Source organism: Pseudomonas agronomica (assembly GCF_025917275.1).
Lineage (GTDB): Bacteria > Pseudomonadota > Gammaproteobacteria > Pseudomonadales > Pseudomonadaceae > Aquipseudomonas > Aquipseudomonas agronomica.
In genome coordinates this window covers 1-2531 of the sequence record NZ_JAOSHO010000625.1, presented here as the reverse complement: position 1 = coordinate 2531, position 2531 = coordinate 1, and the positions used below count along the sequence as shown (strand labels likewise).

Sequence of the window (2531 nt, the reverse complement as noted above, 5' to 3'; positions counted from 1 at the left end):
ATCGCGAGCAAGCTCGCTCCCACAGGGGTCGGGGCACGCCAATCCACTCCGATCAAACTCAGGATCAGTAACAACGGCAACAGCAGCGTCTTGAACATTCGCACGGTCTGTCCGCTCCCTGATGAATGACAATTGAAAGCATCCTAAAACCCCGACGCCTGGGGCGAGCTACTACCTTGGTACTGCCCCGGCGGTACTTTCTGCATATTTCCCCGGGACCACGGCCTTCCTATGCTGGCGCTACCTGCAATGGAGGACGTCATGCGCCGGCTTGTCAGTTACGCCCTGGTCTGCCTGTTTGCTGCGACAGCCGCCCAAGCCGGCGATGCCGTGCCGTTGCAGGTGCGCATCGGCTACCTCGGCTACCGGCCCGATCCGGGCCCCCTGTTATCCAACGTTATCGCCGAACCCACCGACGCCGGGCTGCGCGGCGCCGAACTGGCGATCATCGACAGCAACAGCACCGGACGTTTTCTCAAGCACGACTACCGCCTCGAAAGCGCCAACGTCGACACCCCCGAAGCGCTCCTGGAGGCCGCCCGTGCCCAGCATGCGCAAGGCCTGCGCCTGTTCGTGGTGAATGCGTCGGGCGAGAGCCTGCGCCAGCTCAGCGCGGCCCTCCCCGACAGCCTGCTGTTCAACGCCGGCAGCCCCGACGACAACCTGCGCACAACCGACTGCCTGGGTAACGTGCTGCACACCCTGCCCGACCGCGCGACCCTCGCCGATGCCCTGATCCAATTCAGTGTCGTGCGCAAATGGCAGCGGGCCTTGCTGATCGTCGGCCAGACACCCGAAGACCAGGCCTACGCCGCCGCCTTGCGCCGGGCCATGAAGCGCTTCGGCATGAAGATCGTCGCCGAGAAGCCCTGGCAGTTCGACAACGACCAGCGCCGCAGCGCCCAGGCCGACATGCCGCTGTTCACCCAGGCCGCCGAGTACGACGTGGTGCTGGTGGCCGACGAGCGCGGCGACTTCGGCGAATACGTGCCCTACCAGACCTGGTTCCCGCGCCCGGTGGCCGGCACCCAGGGGCTGACGCCCACCGGCTGGCACAAGACCGTCGAGACCTACGGCGCGGCGCAACTGCAAAAACGCTTCGAAGCCCTGGCCGGTCGCTGGATGAACGACCGCGACTTCGCCGCCTGGATCGCCGTGCGCAGCATCGCCGCCGCCGTCAGCAAGTTGCGCCAGGACGACCCGTTCGCCATCCGCCAACTGGCCCTCGGCGACGAGCTGCCGCTGGATGGTTTCAAGGGCCGCAAGCTCAGCTACCGACCCTGGAATGGCCAGTTGCGCCAACCGATTCCCCTGGTCCAGCCGCGAGCGCTGGTCAGCACCTCGCCCCAGGACGGCTTCCTGCACCCTTCCAACGAAATGGACAGCCTGGGCTTCGACCGGCCCGAAGTGAGCTGTCGCTACCCCTGATCGATCACAACAATAAGGAAAACGCCATGCGCCGCCCCCTGCTCAACCCGGCTCTGCTTCGCCAAGCCCTCGCCCTGGGCGCCTCGCTGCTCCTTGCCGGTCCCGCTGCCGCCAGCATCGCCTGGGTCTCCAATGAAAAAGACAACAGCCTCAGCCTGATCGACCTGCAGCGCCTGGAAGTCGTCGAAACCTTGCCGGTGGGCCAACGCCCCCGGGGCCTGTTGTTGTCCCATGACAATCGCCTGCTGTACATCTGCGCCAGCGATTCGGACCGTGTCCAGGTGATGGACGTCGCCACCCGCAAGATCATCAAGGAACTGCCTTCCGGCAAGGATCCGGAGCAATTCGCCCTGCACCCCAATGATCGCTGGCTCTATGTTTCCAACGAAGACGATGCGCTGGTCACGGTGATCGACACCCAGACCTCCGAAGTGCTGGGCCAGATCGGCGTGGGCGTCGAGCCCGAAGGCATGGCTGTCAGCCCCGACGGCAAGTGGGCGGTCAACACCAGCGAGACCACCAACATGCTGCACTGGATCGACACGAGCACCCAGACGTTGGCGGACAGCACGCTGGTGGATCAGCGTCCGCGTTTTGTCGAATTCAATCGCGAGGGCACGCAGCTCTGGGCCTCGGCGGAAATCGGCGGCACCTTGACCATCCTCGACGTCGCGACGCGCCAGGTCCTCAAGACCCTGACCTTCCAGATCAAGGGCGTGCACCCGGACAAGGTGCAGCCGGTGGGCATCAAGCTCAGCGCCGACGGCAAGCTCGCGTTCGTCGCCCTGGGACCGGCCAACCATGTGGCGGTGATCGACGCCAAGACCTTCGAGGTGCTGGATTACCTGCTGGTGGGCCGGCGCGTCTGGCAACTGGCGTTCACCCCGGACCAGAAGCAATTGCTGGCGACCAACGGCGTCAGCGGCGATGTCTCGGTGATCGACGTGGAGAGCCGCAAGGTGCTCAAATCGGTGAAAGTCGGGCGCTATCCCTGGGGCGTGGTGGTGACGCCATGAACGCCTTGGAGGTCAGCGACCTGAGTTTCGCCTACGGCGCCCGGGAGGCCTTGCGCCAGATCCATTTCAGCGTGCCCGCCGGACACT

General features: G+C 65.2%; 2 protein-coding genes and 1 pseudogene. All 3 read left to right on the top strand.

The features are described 5' to 3' along the window. The first annotated feature begins 261 nt into the window (after positions 1–261). A complete protein-coding gene (locus OC610_RS25395) occupies positions 262–1428 on the top strand; it encodes an ABC transporter substrate-binding protein (RefSeq protein ID WP_181288361.1) in 1167 nt (388 codons plus the stop codon). Between the two features lie 26 nt (positions 1429–1454). Next, a complete protein-coding gene (locus OC610_RS25390; RefSeq protein ID WP_181288362.1) occupies positions 1455–2444 on the top strand; it encodes a YVTN family beta-propeller repeat protein in 990 nt (329 codons plus the stop codon). Further along, positions 2441–2531: pseudogene (locus OC610_RS25385) on the top strand (ABC transporter ATP-binding protein); the annotation flags it as partial. The gene OC610_RS25390 and the pseudogene OC610_RS25385, both read left to right, overlap by 4 nt.

Excerpts from the sequence above, each read along its gene's own strand:
- OC610_RS25390 (WP_181288362.1), top strand. The coding sequence starts at position 1,455 with ATGCGCCGCCCCCTGCTCAACCCGGCTCTGCTTCGCCAAGCCCTCGCC.
- OC610_RS25395 (WP_181288361.1), top strand. The coding sequence starts at position 262 with ATGCGCCGGCTTGTCAGTTACGCCCTGGTCTGCCTGTTTGCTGCGACA.